This window comes from Arthrobacter sp. MMS24-T111, assembly GCF_054888995.1.
In genome coordinates this window covers 3,954,908-3,968,458 of the sequence record NZ_JBTZRO010000001.1, presented here as the reverse complement: position 1 = coordinate 3,968,458, position 13,551 = coordinate 3,954,908, and the positions used below count along the sequence as shown (strand labels likewise).

Here is a 13,551-nt window from a genome sequence, read left to right as displayed (position 1 = left end):
AGGGTGTTGTTCGCCAGTATTTACCGGCCGGTAACAGAACCCGTGACGCACCTCTCATCCGGGAGCCCGCGGACACATTCGGCCGCCCCCGGACTTCAAACGCGGATCCGGTAGCCCCGCTTCACCACGGTTTCGATGAGCTTGCCGTCCGGCAGCGACGACCGCAGCCGGCTCACGGTCATGTCCAGCGCGTGGACGGAACCACGGAGCTCCAGCAGGTCCGAAAGGGACTCGCGGGACAGGACCGCGCCCCCGGCACCGAGCAGCGCCCGCAGGAGCAGCAGCGGCGCGGGGGCCAGTTCCACCTGCCGGCCATCGATGCGAAGGCTGCGGCCCCGGAGCTCGATGTTTCCGGAGCGGGTGTCGAGCCGCCGGACGTGGTTCAATGCCAGGTGCTCGCACACCAGGCGGATGAGGGCTCCCATCCGGAACCGTTCCGGGATCAGCGGGGTCACCCCGGCGTCCAGCAGGGGCTGCGCCGTGACGGGACCCACCACCGCGGTAGTGACATTCAGTTTCAGGCTCTCCACCAGCTGCTTGTACAGGCCCATCTCGTGGGCCGTGCTCCACATCGCGTCCACAGCGGGGGCACTGGTGAACGTGAGGACATCCAGGTTTCCGTTGCAGGCGGCCTCGATCAGCCGCGGCAGCTTGTCCTCCCCGTCGGGCTTGACCCAGCGGTAGGGCGTCACGGTCAGGACCGTGGCGCCGGACATCCGCAGCCGTTCGATCTGGCGGACGTCGGTGTAGCCGTGCAGCTGCATGGCCACGGTCTTGCCCCGGACGCCTTCGGTGAGCAGCATGTCCACCAGCGTGGCAGTGGTTTCGTCGCTGCTGATCCCGACGTCGGCGAGGCCGGCCGCACGCACGGCACCGCGGGCCTTGGGGCCCCGGACGAACATCCGGCAGCCTCCCAGCGTTTCCAGCAGCTCGTCGCCGAGGCCGAAGGAGTCTGCCGCTTCGCACCAGCGGCGCATGCCGTAGGCCGTGGTGGCGATGCACAGGTCCGGCTTTGCAGCGATGATGGCCCGGGTGTCTTCGATCAGGCGCATGTCCTCCTGGACAGGGGCGATCTTCAAGGCGGGAGCATGCAGCACCTCGGCGCCGCGCCGTTCCAGCGCCTCGATGAGGTCCCGGGACCGCCGGTCGGAGGTGACGCCGATACGGAACCCCTCCAGCGGCGATTCCGCGGCATCTGTGGCTTCTTCAACCTGCGTGGGTTCGGCCGGTGCAAGTGCATTCATGGGGGTCAATCCTTTCATGATCCCAGCAGCGAGGCCGCCAGCCTGTCCAGGTCGGCGGCGGCTCCGGCGTGCTGCCGGTTGGCTTCGGCCACCCGGACCACCTCGCCGATCACCAATACTGCGGGATTGCTGCAGCCGGCAGCGGCGGAGGTGATGGTACCCAGGTTTGCGATGGTGGTGCGCTGGCCCGGCCGGTAGCCGCGTTCCACCACGGCCATGGGCATGTCCGGGCGCATTCCGGCGCGGCGCAAGCCCGCTGCCAGCTGGTGCAGGGTGCCAATGCCCATGAGCACCACGATGGTCCCGCCCAGGCCGGCCAGGTGGTGGTGCTCCTTCTCAGTCAGCGGCGCGTGTCCGGAGACCACGGTGAACATGTGGCTGACCTCGCGGTGGGTGACCGGGATGCCTGCCGCGGCCGGGACCGAGATGGCGCTGGTAACGCCGGAGATGACGTGCACTTTGACACCGGCGGCCACGCACGCGGCAACTTCCTCCCGCCCCGGCCGAAGACGTAGGGGTCCCCGCCCTTGAGGCGCACCACGTTGTTGCCGGCCAGGGCGCTTTCGACCATCAGTTTTTCGATGTCCGACTGGCTGACTTTGTGGTGGCCCGGTTTCTTTCCGACGTCCACCAGCTCCGCGGAGGTCAGCAGCGGCAGCTCCTGGTACGGGGCCAGCCGGTCGTAGAAGACGACGTCGGCGTCCCGGAGCGCCTTGACGGCAGCCACGGTGAGCAGGTCGCCCGTGCCGGGGCCGCCGCCCACCAGGGTGACGTGGCCGGCCGGGCCGGCGGCGGGCTCGGCAGCGACCGGGATGCCGGCGTTCCGGTAGCGGTCAAGGAAAGCGCCCCAGCCGTTCTGTCCGTCCTCGACGGCGGCGACCAGGAACAGCCGCTCCGGCACGTGGACGAGCCGCGCCTCTGCGGGGCTTCCAACGCGGTGGACGACGGCGCCCGCGGCTTCGTACCGCCGCACCGCCTGCCGCGCGGCATCCGGGGCGCCGGCCACCAGGACGTTCCGGCCGGTGAGGTCGATACTGAGCTGCATGGCTATGCCTCGTTTCCAGGGGTTTCCGTGGTGGCGGAGCGGACCGGGATGGAAGCGCCGATCAGGACCTTGCCTTTTTCCTCCGGGGTGGCGGGGCGCATCTGGCCGCGCTCGTCCGGGACGAAGGTGATGGAGTCGTCCTTCTGGTCGGGAGCGTTGACGAAGGAGCGGAACCGGCGGAGGCGTTCGGGGTCCTTGAGGGTGTCTGCCCATTCATCCACGTACGTGTCCACGTGCTTGGCCATGGCGGCTTCGAGTTCGTTGGCGATGCCTAGGGTGTCCTTGACCACCACGTCCTCGACGTGCTTGATGCCGCCGTCGAGCTCTTCCTGCCAGCGGGCCGTGCGTTGCAGGCGGTCCGCCGTGCGGATGTAGTACATGAAGTAGCGGTCGATGTACTTGATCAGGGTTTCGTCGTCCAGGTCCTTGGCCAGCAGCTGGGCGTGGGCCGGGGTGGCTCCGCCGTTGCCGCCGACGTACAGGTTCCAGCCGTCGGCGGTGGCGATCACGCCCACGTCCTTGCCGCGTGCTTCGGCACACTCACGGGCGCAGCCGGAGACGCCCATCTTCAGCTTGTGCGGGCTGCGCAGGCCGCGGTAGCGCAGCTCCAGCTGGATGGCCATGGCCACCGAGTCCTGGACACCGAACCGGCACCAGGTGGACCCGACGCACGACTTCACCGTGCGCAGGCTCTTGCCGTACGCCTGGCCGGACTCGAAGCCGGCGTCCACCAGTTCCTTCCAGATCTCCGGCAGCTGCTCCAGCCGGGCACCGAACATGTCGATCCGCTGGCCGCCGGTGATCTTGGTGTACAGGCCGTACTTTTCGGCGACGGCGGCGATCACGCCGAGCTTCCTGGGGGTGATCTCCCCGCCGGCGATGCGGGGGACCACCGAGTAGGTGCCATCCTTTTGCATGTTGGCCAGGGCGCGGTCGTTGGTGTCCTGCAGGGTGCCGCGGCCGGCGTCCAGCACGTAGGCGCTGTTCTGGCTGGCAAGGATGTTGGCGATGGTGGGCTTGCAGATGTCGCAGCCGGCCCCGGTGCCGTACTTGGCCATGATCTCCTCGAAGGAGGTCAGTCCCAGGACGCGGATGGCGTCGAAAAGTTCCTGGCGGGACAGTTCGATGTGCTCGCACAGGGCCTTGGAGACCTCGACGCCGGACTTGGTGAGTTCGGTTTCCAGCAGCTTCTTCAGCATGGGCACGCAGGAGCCGCACTGGGTGCCGGCACGGGTGCAGCCCTTCAGTTCGCCCAGTTCCTGGACCGGGGCGTTGCCGTCGCAGGCGCCGCAGCCGTTGATGGCGTCGCGGATGGTACCTGCCGTGACGTTGTTGCAGGAGCACAGGGTGGCGTCGTCCGGGAGCTCGGTTTCGGGAGCTTCGCCGCCGCCGGCCGCGGTCAGGAACGCGCCGGGCTCTGCGGGGAGTTCACGGCCCAGGAGAGGCCGCAGGCTCATGTAGGGAGAGGCATCGCCGACGAAGATGCCGCCCAGGAGGGTCTTGGCGTCGTCCGTGGTGACGATCTTCTGGTAGACGCCGCGGGCGGGGTCCGCGTAGACGATTTCGAGGGCGTGCTCGGTGCGGGCAAAAGCGTCACCGAAGCTGGCCACGTCCACGCCGGAGAGTTTCAGCTTGGTGGCGGTGTCGAAGCCGGGGAACGTGGCGTCGCCGCCGTGCAGCCGGTCGGCGACGATCTCGGCCATGGTGTTGGCGGGCGCCACCAGGCCAAGGCACATGCCCCCGAAGTTGGCTACCTCGCCAATGGCCCAGATGCCGGGGACTTCGGTGGCGCAGTAGTCGTTGATGACCACGCCGCCGCGCGGGCCCAGGCTGAAAAGCTGCTCTTCGCCGTCGGCGGCGCGGAAGAGTTCGTCACGGGGCTTGACGCCGACCGCGACGATGACCAGGTCGGCCGGGATGATCCTGTTGTCGGCCATCAGCACTCCGGTGACCTGGCCGTCGTCGTCCGTCAAAATCTCCGAAGGGAAGACACCGCCGTGGACCTCGAAGCCCTTGGCCTCGATCAGGCGGCCCAAGGCCTGTCCCGCGCCCTCGTCCAGCTGCGTATTCATCAGCCAGGGGGCGCCGTTGATGACCACCGGGGTGGCGCCGAGCTGTTCCGTGCCGGCTGCGGATTCCAGTCCCAGGAGGCCGCCGCCAATGGTGACCGCGTTGATCTTGCGGCCGAGTTTCGCGGTGAGGTCGGCGACGGCCTTGTTGATGGCCCACACGTCCTCCAGCGTCCGGTAGACGTGGGCGTGCCCGGCGCCCGGGATGGGCAGGCGGACGGCGTCCGAGCCCGTGGCCACCACCAGTTCGTCATATTCGTAGGTGTTGCCGGCGGCCGTCTCCACGGTCTTGGCTTCAGCGTTGACCTTCACGACGCGCTCGCCGGTCTTCAGGGTCAAGGAGCCGTGCTCCCACATGGCGGCCGTTCCCAGCGTCAGGTCCACGCCGGTGTCCGTGAGGGCCTTCGACAGGGCCACGCGGTCGTAGGGGAGGTGGGCTTCCTCGGTGAGGACCGTGACATCCCAGCCGTCGAGGCCGCGGGCATGCATTGCGTCCGCGAAACGGTGGGCCGCAGGGCCGCCGCCGGCGACGACGATGCGGCGCGGAGTCTCGGTGCTTGAAGTCTGTTCGGTCACTGTGGGCCTTTCGCATGGGCCGCAGACGGTGCTCTGCAGCTTGTGCCTCCAGCCTAGGGAGGGGCAGTTTCGCCTCAGTTTCCCTTTTGTTTCGTCAACTTAACTTCTGCATCACGAGCGCATTTCCGGCCGCGTGAGGTCTCTTTTACCCGCCGGACACATTCACCGCACCCCTTTGAAACACCCGGAACCTAGCCTTGGACACGGCATCACAAGCAGCCGCTTGCAGGGATGACAGGCACAGGAGAGGAGCCGGACATGACGGCAACACTGGAACTTGGGGCGCTCGCCGCCGAATCAGACACCGCCGGGTCCGGGACCGGCTGGCACCGCGTCTGCGCGGTGGAGGACCTCGAGCCCGCCTGGGGCGAGGCAGCGCTGCTTGCCGGCCGCCAGGTGGCGCTGTTCCGCACCGGTCCACGCGAAGTCTTCGCCGTGGCGCATGAGGATCCGGCCACCGGAGCCCACGTCATGGCCCGCGGCATCCTGGGTTCCAAGGGCACGCGCCCCACGATCGCCTCGCCGTTGCATAAAGAGGTCTACGACCTCGAGACCGGTGAATGCTTCACCACTCCGGGCCTGCGCCTGGCCGCCTTCAACACCCGGATCACCGACGGGTTCGTCGAGGTGGAACTCTAGGACTTCCCGCACACAGGAAGGGGGCGCCAGGCGGCGCCCCTTTCCGCGGTTAAAGTCCCAGTGCCTCGCTGACGTCGTGCAGGACCTCGTCCAGGGAGGCACGCGCGGCCTGGCGCGCCTCCGGGAGTTCGGCGGCGGATCCCACGTGGTGGATCACTTCGAGGTAGCACTTGAGTTTGGGCTCCGTGCCGCTGGGCCGGATGATCACGCGGGTCAGGTCCCTGGTGATGTACAGCAGGCCCTCCGTAGGCGGCAGCTGGCCGCTTCCCTCTGCCAGGTCGGTGAAGACTTCCACCGCGGACTGACCGAACGATTCCGGCGGCGAAACCCGCAAACGGTTCATCATGGCGTCGAGGAGGCCCAGGTCCGCGACCCGGATGCTCAGCTGGTCGCTGGCGTGCAGGCCGTGCTGGAGGTACAGCTCATCGAGGGTGTCGAAGACCGTTTTGCCGGCGGCCTTGGCGGCGGCAGCGAGTTCGGCGATCAGCACGGCGGCGGAGATGCCGTCCTTGTCCTTCACCAGGTCCGGCGCGACGCAGTAGCCCAACGCTTCCTCGTACCCGTAGGTGAGGCCGGGGACCCGGGAGATCCATTTGAACCCGGTCAGGGTTACTTCGTGGGCGAAGCCTGCGGCCGCGGCGACCCGCGCCAGCAGGCGGGAGGACACGATCGAGTTGGCAAAGACACCTTGGTGGTCCGCTTCGGTGCCGGCGTCTGCGAGCCTGGCGGCGATGTGGGCCCCCAGGAGGGCGCCGACTTCGTCTCCGCGGAGCATCCGCCAGGCACCGGTGTCCGGGTCCTTGGCGGCGACGGCGGCCCTGTCGGCGTCGGGATCGTTTGCTATGACGAGGTCGGCGTCGAGCCGTTCGGCCGCTTCGAGGGCGAGGTCCAGTGCCCCGGGTTCTTCCGGGTTGGGGAAGCTGACGGTGGGGAATTCGGGGTCCGGTTCGGCCTGTTCGGCCACCATGGTGACATCCGTGAAACCTGCCGCGTTCAGGACCTCCAGTGCTGTCGCGCCACCCACGCCGTGCAGCGGGGTCAGGACGATCCGCAGGTCGCGGGCGGGGAAGCGGTCCGGCATGGCCAGCGCAGCGATCGCCCGCTGGTAGTCGGCGGCCAGCGAGCCGTCCAGCACGGTCCACCCGCCGGCCGCCAGTTCGATGGAGTCGACGGGGCCCACGGAGCTGATCCGCGCGGCGATCCGGGCGTCATACGGCGCCACGATCTGGGCACCGTTGCCGTCGGCGGACACTGCGTGCCGGCCGAGGTAGACCTTGTATCCGTTGTCCTGCGGCGGGTTGTGGCTGGCGGTGACCATGACGCCGCCGTCGCATTCCAGGGCGCGGACGGCGTAGGCCAGCAGGGGAGTGGGGAGGGCTGCCGGGAGCAGGAAGGTCTCGATGCCGGCAGCGGTGAAGATGGCCGCCGTTTCGGCCGCGAAGACATCCGAGTTGTGCCGGGCGTCATAGCCGACGACGGCGCGCGGCCGGGTGCCGGACGCAGCTTCGGCCACGGCATCCACCAGGAAAGCGGCCAGTCCGGCTGCGGCGCGGCGGACCACCACCCGGTTCATCCGGTTCGGCCCGGGCCCGAGGGCGGCGCGCAGCCCCGCCGTGCCGAACTGCAGCGTGCCGCGGAAGCTGTCTTCGAGTTCCTGCCGGGCCGCGGGGTCTCCCTCTTCAACGAGTCCCACAAGCCCAAGCAGCGATGCTTGTGTTGCGGGATCCGGATCCAGGGCGGCCCATTCCCGGGCCTCGGCAAGCAGGCGAAGTTCGGCATCGGAAGACGTCATGGGCCTAACGCTATCGTCATTGCAGGTCCGTTGCCCGCACCCCGGCGGTCAGGGGCGTTCAGAGCCGGGCGATGATGTCAGCCAGCAACCGGGAGATGCGCGGGCCCGCGGCCTGCCCGGATTCGATGACTTCCTGGTGGCTGAGCGGCTGGGGGCTGATGCCAGCTGCCAGGTTGGTGACCAGGGAGATGCCGAACACTTCCATTCCGGCGTGGCGGCCGGCGATGGCCTCCAGTGCCGTCGACATGCCGATCAGGTCCGCCCCGATCCGCTTGGCGTACTGCACTTCAGCCGGGGTTTCGTAGTGCGGGCCGGGGAACTGGGCGTAGATGCCCTCGTCCAGGGTGGGATCCACCTCGCGGGCCAGCCCACGGATGCGCGGTGAGTACAGGTCCGTCAGGTCCACGAACGTGGCGCCCTCCAGCGGGGACGCAGCGGTGAGGTTGATGTGGTCGCTGATCAGTACGGGGGTGCCGGGTGTCCAGGCCTCGTTGAGTCCGCCGCAGCCGTTGGTGAGGACCAGGGTCTTGCAGCCGGCCGCCGCAGCGGCCCGGATCCCGTGCACCACTGCCCGGACGCCCCTGCCTTCGTAGTAGTGGGTCCGCGCACCCAGGACCAAGGCGCGTTTTCCGTCCTTGGCCAGTACGGACCGGATGGTTCCCACATGGCCTTCCACGGCGGGGGCATGGAAACCGGGGACCTCCTCCGCGGAGAGTGTGGCGGTGGTCTCGCCGATCAGGTCGGCGGCCTCGCCCCAACCGGAACCGAGGACCAGGGCGACGTCGTGGCGGTCCACCCCGGTCTCTTCGGCGATGTAGTCAGCGGCGGCCCGGGCGGCGGCAAACGGGTCAGTGTTCAGGAAATCTGTTGTACTCACCAGTACAAGTTATCCTGCCGCCACTGTTGCCCTCATCACGGCCGGCCCGGAAAGCGCCCTGTTTTCTTGGTGCTCCGGCCGGAGATGGGCGAGAATGGATGACTGTGACTACGCATCCAGATTTCAGTTCCCCCGAATCGCGATCCTGGGAGGCGGTCCCGGCGGATACGAGGCGGCCATGGTCGCCGCCTCGCTTGGGGCGACGGTCACCATCATCGAACGTGCCGGGCTCGGCGGCTCCGCGGTGCTGACCGACGTCGTCCCCTCCAAGACCCTCATCGCCACGGCAGACCTCATGGCCCGGGTGGCCGAGGCGGGCGAGCTGGGCGTGAAGTTCGACGTCGACGGCGGGGATTTCGTGCCGGTGATGCACGCTGACCTCAAGCACATCAATGACCGCCTCCTCAACCTGGCCCGCACCCAGTCCCACGACATCCGTGACGGCCTGGAGAAGGTGGGCGTGCGGATCATCGCCGGGTCCGGCCGCCTCCTGGACAACCACACCATCGAGGTCCTGACCGCTGACGGCACCGAGACGGTGGAAGCCGACACCATCCTGCTGGCTGTCGGCGCGCACCCCCGCGAACTGGAAACGGCCCGCCCGGACGGTGAGCGGATCCTTAACTGGACCCAGATCTACGACCTTGACGAACTTCCCGAGGAACTGATCGTCGTCGGTTCCGGCGTGACGGGCGCCGAATTCGCGTCCGCCTACAACGGCTTGGGATCCAAGGTCACCTTGGTCTCCAGTCGCGACCGGGTGCTGCCGGGCTCCGACGTCGACGCCGCGGTGGTACTGGAGGAAGTCTTCGAGCGCCGTGGGGTCCGGGTCCTGTCCCGCTCCCGCGCCCAGTCCGTGGAACGCACGGACGACGGCGTGCTGGTGACCCTCGCCGACGGCTCCACCGTGACCGGCAGCCACTGCCTGCTCTGCCTGGGCTCCATCCCCAACACGGCCGGACTGGGCCTTGAAGAAGCCGGCGTGGCCGTCAGCGACAGCGGCCACATCAAGGTTGACGGCGTTTCCCGCACCACGGCCCCGAACATCTATGCCGCCGGCGACTGCACCGGCGTCCTGCCGCTGGCCTCCGTGGCCGCCATGCAGGGCCGCATCGCTGTGGCGCACTTCATGGGCGACGGCGTGACCCCGCTCAAGCTCCACCAGGTGGCGTCGAACATCTTCACGTCCCCGGAAATCGCCAACGTGGGAGTGTCCGAGGCGGAGATCGAGTCCGGCAAATACCAGGCGGACATCATCAAGCTTTCGCTGCGCAGCAACGCCCGCGCCAAGATGCGCAACGCCAAGGACGGCTTCGTGAAGATCTTTGCCCGGAAGGGCTCCGGAACCGTCATCGGCGGCGTGGTGGTGGGGCCCAACGCGTCCGAGCTGATCTTCCCGATCGCCATCGCGGTCAAGCAGAAGCTGCACGTGGACGACCTCGCCAGCACCTTCACCGTGTACCCGTCGCTGACCGGCTCCATCTCCGAGGCCGCCCGCCGCCTGCACGTCCACATGTAGGGCAAGGCCGGGGCCCCGTGTGGCCTTGCGGGGTTAGGGGAGGGCCGGGAGAAGTGCTTCTCGATAAGCCCCTTGATGTCCTCGTGGCAGCCGCCGCAGCCGGTGCCTGCCCGGGTGGCCTTGGACACGTCCGCCACCGTTGAGCAGCCGCCCTCCACAGCGCCCTGGATCGCCGCTCCGCTGACACCGGCGCACCGGCAGACGGTGCCCGCGGGGTCGGCGGCGCCAGGGACCAGGTCCGGCCCGTCCAGGCGCAGGAGCAGGGAACGGTCGGCGGGCAGTTCGGCGCCGCGTTCAAAAAGGCCCACCAGTTCGGCCGCGGTCCGCGGCATTCCCACTGACACCAAGCCCTCCAGGACGCCGCCGCGGGTGGTCATCTTGACGTAGCGGCCGTGCTCCGGATCGGCCCACTGGGCGATTTGCAGGCGCGGCCTGCCGTTGACGGCACCTGCGGTGAGCGCTTCTTCGTCCCAGGGGTCGGCGCCGTTGTTCCCGGCCACCGCCATGTTCAGGCCGCGGGCCTTCAACACCACGACGGCGGGTTGTTCCGGCGGCAGGGCCGGCAGCAGGTCCGCCTCCGCCGCCGCCCCTTGGGCCAGCAGGGCGAGGTAGCCGCCCAACCATTCGGCCTGGCGCCAGCCGGGGCCTACCAGCCCGGACGGGCCCACGGCGTTCCTGCATGCGGCGCACCCCGGATCCGGGCAGCGAACCTCAGCGCAGTCGCCGATGGCGAAGATGTGCGGTTCGTGATGCGCCCGCAGCCGGTGGTCCACCAGGATCCCGGTGCCGGTGGACAGTCCGCAGCCTTCGGCCAGCTCGGTCCGGGGACGGACCCCGCACGAGATGACCAGGAGGTCGCCGTCGATCGCGGACCCGTCGTCGAGCAGCAACGCCGAGAAGCCGCCGTCGGGCGCGTTGTGCTCAACGCCGGTGGAGCGGGCGTTGCCTGCCACCCTCACGCCGCACCGGCGCAGCCCGGCGGCCAGGACGGCGCCGCCGCCGCGGTCGATGTTGCGGCCCAGGGGGTGCGGCCCGTTGTGGACCACGGTGACCGTAGCCCCTTCTTCCGCGGCCGCCAGCGCCGTCTCCAGGCCGAGGACGCCGCCGCCCAGGACCACCACCCGTTTGCCGCCGTCCACCGCCTGCCGGAGCACGTCCGCGTCGCGGAGGTCGCGCAAGGCCGTGACCCCGCCGGGAAGCACGGGGGAGGCCGGATCGGGGTTGATGCCGGTGAGGTTGGGGATGACGGGCCGGGATCCGGTGGCAAACACCAGCCTGTCGTAGTGCACGGCGGTTCCGTCGGAAAGCAGGACCTGCTGCCGCGCCCGGTCCACCCGTTTGACCCGCACGCCCAGGCGGACGTCCACTCCCTGGGCTGCCAGGTCGGCGGCGTCGGCGAGGGCCAGGGCGCCGGCGGTGGTGCGGCCGACGCCGAGGTCCGCCACCAGGACGCGGTTGTAGGCCGCCTCGGACTCCTCACCCACCACTGTGAGCCGGGCGTGCCCGTCACGGACGGCGGGCAGGAGCTCGTCCACCAGCCTGGCGGCCACGGGGCCGAATCCCACGATCACAATCTGCTCGCTCATGAGGCCTCCGTCGTTTGCAGCATACGGGCGGAACCGGGGGCGGCCACGGGCCGGACCCACACGGTGTTGAACTTGAATTCAGGCATCCCGGAGATGGGGTCGGTGGCGGCTTCGGTCAGCCGGTTGGCGCTTTCTGATCCCGGGAAGTGGAACGGCAGGAAGACCGTTTCGGGCCGGATCGCGGTGCTGAGTTCCGCCCGGCAGACCACCTCGCCGCGGCCGTTGGCCACGGAGAGCAGCGAGCCGGCAGTGATGCCGAGTGCCTCGGCGGCCGCGGGGTGGATCTGGGCTTTCGCGTCCGGCTGGGCGGCGAGAAGTTCGTCGACCCGCCGGGTCTGCGCGCCGGACTGGTAGTGCTCCAGGAGGCGTCCGGTGATGAGGGTCATTTCCTTGGCGCCGGCCGCAGCGTTTGCGCCGGCGTCCGCAGCGGAAGGACGACGGCGGCGGGGAACCACCGGGACCATGACCGCCTTGCCGTCGGGGTGCGCGAAACCGTCCCGGAAGAGCCGCGGCGTGCCGGTGCTGCCGGCGGGGTAGGGCCAGTAGGCGGCTTCACCCCGGTCCAGCATGGCGTAGTCGATGCCCGAGTAGTCGGCCAGGCCGCCCGCGGAGGCAAGCCGCAGTTCCTCGAAGACCGTCTCGGGGTCCTCGCTGTAGGTGGAGGGGGCGTCCAACCGCTCAGCCAGCCGGGCCATGATCCACAGTTCGCTGCGGGCACCGGCGGGCGGTGAGATGGCGCAGCGCCGGCGCAGGACGCGCCCTTCCAGGTTGGTCAGGGTGCCTTCCTCCTCGGCCCACTGGAGGACCGGAAGGATGAGGTCGGCCTCGGCAGCGGTTTCCGACATGAAGAAGTCGCACACCACCAGGAAGTCCAGGCTGCGCAGGCCCCTGATGACGGCGTTGGCGTCGGGGGCGGCCACGGCGATGTTGGAGGCGTGTACGAAAAGGCACCGGACGCCGTCGGGCTGTCCCAGCGACTTCAGCAACTGGACGGCGGGCAGGCCTGGCCCGGGGATCAACGCTTCGGGGACGCCCCAGACAGCGGCGACGTGGGCCCGGGCGGCGGGGTCGGTGATCTTGCGGTAGCCGGGGAGCTGGTCCGCCTTCTGGCCGTGCTCGCGGCCGCCCTGGCCGTTGCCCTGCCCGGTGAGGGTTCCGTAGCCGCTCCGGGCCGAGCCCGGCAGGCCGAGCAGGAGGCTGAGGTTGATGGCGGCGGTGGCGGTATCGGTGCCGTCCACGTGCTGCTCCACGCCGCGGCCGGTCAGGATGTAGCTGCCGCCTGCCTGTGCTCCGGCGGCCAGCCTGCGGGCGGTTTCCCGGATCAGGTCCGCGGGCACGCCGGTGAGGGATTGCACGCGCTCCGGCCAGAAGGCGTTGACGCTGCGGGCTACGGCGTCGTAGCCCGTGGTGCGCTCCTGCAGGTAGCCGGTGTCCACCAGGCCTTCGTGGATGACCACGTGCGCCAGTCCCAGCAGCAGGGCCAGGTCGGTGCCCGGCAGCGGCTGGAGGTGGATGCCGCCGCCGTCGGCGGTGAAGGCTGCCGTGGCGGAGCGGCGCGGATCCACCACGATCAGTCCGCCGGCATTGCGGGCACCCTGCAGGTGTTGGACGAACGGCGGCATGGTCTCGGCGACGTTCGAACCCAGCATTAGGATGGTGCCGGCGGAATCCAGGGCCTCGAGCGGGAAGGGCAGGCCGCGGTCCACGCCGAAGGCGCGCATGCCGGCGGCCGCTGCCGAGGACATGCAGAACCTGCCGTTGTAGTCGATCCGGGAGGTCCCCAGGGCCAGCCGGGCGAACTTGCCCAGCTGGTAGGCCTTCTCGTTGGTGAGTCCGCCGCCACCGAAAACACCTACGGAGTCGGCCCCGTGGCGGGCGCGGGCATCCCGGACTGCCGAGGCGGCCAGGTCCAGGGCCTGGTCCCAGCCGATGGGCCGGTGGACGCCGTCGGGACCCTTCAGGAGCGGCTCGGTGATCCGGCCGGCGTGGTTCAGGAGCGTGGGGGAGGTCCATCCCTTGCGGCAGAGGCCGCCGCGGTTGGTGGGGAAGTCCCGGCCGGCAACTTCCAGTGCGGGCGCGGGGTTCATGCCAGGCACGGGGCCTGGCCCCGGCTGTGCAGCCGGGGCCAGGTCCGCGGGGGACGTGAGCGTCATGGCGCACTGCAGGGCGCAGTATGGGCAGTGCGTGTCGGCGCTTTTGGTCAT

General features: G+C 69.5%; 7 protein-coding genes and 2 pseudogenes. 2 read left to right on the top strand and 7 right to left on the bottom strand.

What is annotated here, in order from left to right; all coding sequences use genetic code 11:
- Nucleotides 1–95: 95 nt before the first annotated feature.
- From ACX5I6_RS18510 to nirB, 3 genes and pseudogenes are all read right to left on the bottom strand, one after another.
- A complete protein-coding gene (locus tag ACX5I6_RS18510; protein ID WP_285248234.1) occupies nt 96–1,244 on the bottom strand; it encodes a uroporphyrinogen-III synthase in 1,149 nt (382 codons plus the stop codon).
- A 14-nt stretch (nt 1,245–1,258) separates the two neighbouring features.
- A pseudogene (gene cobA, locus ACX5I6_RS18505) lies at nt 1,259–2,289 on the bottom strand (uroporphyrinogen-III C-methyltransferase).
- Nucleotides 2,290–2,291: 2 nt separating this feature from the next.
- On the bottom strand, nt 2,292–4,934 hold the full coding sequence (gene nirB, locus ACX5I6_RS18500; RefSeq protein WP_461841414.1) for a nitrite reductase large subunit NirB: 2,643 nt from the start codon (nt 4,932–4,934) through the stop codon (nt 2,292–2,294).
- A gap of 258 nt (nt 4,935–5,192) precedes the next feature.
- Between nirB and nirD the strand changes: the two genes are divergently transcribed.
- On the top strand, nt 5,193–5,573 hold the full coding sequence (gene nirD, locus ACX5I6_RS18495) for a nitrite reductase small subunit NirD (protein WP_133832166.1): 381 nt from the start codon (nt 5,193–5,195) through the stop codon (nt 5,571–5,573).
- A 49-nt stretch (nt 5,574–5,622) separates the two neighbouring features.
- On the opposite strand, the gene ACX5I6_RS18490 is transcribed toward nirD, so the two are convergent.
- Both ACX5I6_RS18490 and ACX5I6_RS18485 read right to left on the bottom strand, forming a co-directional pair.
- Nucleotides 5,623–7,365, bottom strand: a complete 1,743-nt coding sequence (locus tag ACX5I6_RS18490) for a phospho-sugar mutase (protein ID WP_461841413.1) — start codon at nt 7,363–7,365, stop codon at nt 5,623–5,625.
- A 58-nt stretch (nt 7,366–7,423) separates the two neighbouring features.
- The gene (locus ACX5I6_RS18485) at nt 7,424–8,242 is read right to left on the bottom strand and encodes a purine-nucleoside phosphorylase (RefSeq protein WP_018762978.1); all 819 of its coding nucleotides are present in this window, start codon (nt 8,240–8,242) and stop codon (nt 7,424–7,426) included.
- Between the two features lie 178 nt (nt 8,243–8,420).
- Between ACX5I6_RS18485 and ACX5I6_RS18480 the strand changes: the two genes are divergently transcribed.
- Nucleotides 8,421–9,761 carry an NAD(P)H-quinone dehydrogenase gene (locus ACX5I6_RS18480; RefSeq protein ID WP_461841754.1) on the top strand — a complete coding sequence of 447 codons (1,341 nt, stop codon included), beginning with the start codon at nt 8,421–8,423 and terminating at the stop codon, nt 9,759–9,761.
- A gap of 50 nt (nt 9,762–9,811) precedes the next feature.
- On the opposite strand, the pseudogene ACX5I6_RS18475 reads toward ACX5I6_RS18480, so the two are convergent.
- A pseudogene (locus ACX5I6_RS18475) lies at nt 9,812–11,347 on the bottom strand (FAD-dependent oxidoreductase); the annotation flags it as partial.
- Nucleotides 11,344–13,551: a molybdopterin oxidoreductase family protein gene (locus tag ACX5I6_RS18470; protein WP_461841412.1), complete on the bottom strand. Its 2,208-nt coding sequence runs from the start codon at nt 13,549–13,551 to the stop codon at nt 11,344–11,346. The pseudogene ACX5I6_RS18475 and the gene ACX5I6_RS18470, both read right to left, overlap by 4 nt.

Excerpts from the sequence above, each read along its gene's own strand:
- ACX5I6_RS18510 (WP_285248234.1), bottom strand. The coding sequence starts at position 1,244 with ATGAATGCACTTGCACCGGCCGAACCCACGCAGGTTGAAGAAGCCACA.
- nirD (WP_133832166.1), top strand. The coding sequence starts at position 5,193 with ATGACGGCAACACTGGAACTTGGGGCGCTCGCCGCCGAATCAGACACC.
- ACX5I6_RS18490 (WP_461841413.1), bottom strand. The coding sequence starts at position 7,365 with ATGACGTCTTCCGATGCCGAACTTCGCCTGCTTGCCGAGGCCCGGGAA.
- ACX5I6_RS18480 (WP_461841754.1), top strand. The coding sequence starts at position 8,421 with ATGGTCGCCGCCTCGCTTGGGGCGACGGTCACCATCATCGAACGTGCC.
- ACX5I6_RS18470 (WP_461841412.1), bottom strand. The coding sequence starts at position 13,551 with ATGACCAAAAGCGCCGACACGCACTGCCCATACTGCGCCCTGCAGTGC.